The following is a 677-nucleotide window of genomic DNA, read 5'->3' on the forward strand; positions in this document are numbered from 1 at the left end:
CCAGGCCGTCGACAACTCGACGACCAACACCACCACGCACACCAACTCGCACAACACCGACAGCGGCAACATCAGCGACTCGTTCCAGAGCGACGACGACTTCACGCTCGGCTCCTACAACGACGTCGCCTCGCACAACACCGACAACAGCCAGGCCAACGACAACGACGGGCTCGACATCGGCTGACGCCTCCCGCGTCCGGTGGGGGCCGGCACGGCCGGCCCCCACCACCACCGCTCCACCGCACGACACCGACTTCCTGACCCAGTTGCCGGCCGCGCGCCGGACCGCACACCACGGAGATCACCATGGCCTCGCAGTCCCTCATCCAGCTCCTGCTCAGCCTGTTCGAGGACGAGGAGCAGCTCGCCGCCTTCCAGGCGAACCCCGATGCGTTCCTCGCGTCCTGCGGCATCACCGACCTCGAGCCCGGCGACGTCCACGAGGCGCTCGTCCTGCTGCGCGACAGCCACGACGCCAGCTTCGACCGCGACTACAACACCGGCGGGCACCACCACCCGCAGCTGCCCCCGCCGCCGCACCCGAAGCCCGGCGAGGACCCGCACGAGGTGGCGGTCAAGTACCTGAACACCTACGTCACGAACAACTACATCGACGACCGCGACACCATCGTCGACAACTCGATCAACCAGAACATCGACAACCGCGGCGGCAT

At 67.5% G+C, this 677-nt stretch carries 1 protein-coding gene and 1 pseudogene; both read left to right on the forward strand.

The features are described 5' to 3' along the window. Nucleotides 1–187 (forward strand): annotated as a pseudogene (locus tag PSD17_RS19840) (IniB N-terminal domain-containing protein); the annotation flags it as partial. 122 nt (nucleotides 188–309) lie between these two features. Further along, on the forward strand, nucleotides 310–677 hold a 368-nt coding region (locus tag PSD17_RS19845; RefSeq protein ID WP_339124077.1), incomplete at its 3' end, for an IniB N-terminal domain-containing protein.

It is taken from the genome of Pseudonocardia sp. D17, from assembly GCF_036984265.1.
Classification (GTDB): Bacteria; Actinomycetota; Actinomycetes; order Mycobacteriales; family Pseudonocardiaceae; genus Pseudonocardia; species Pseudonocardia benzenivorans.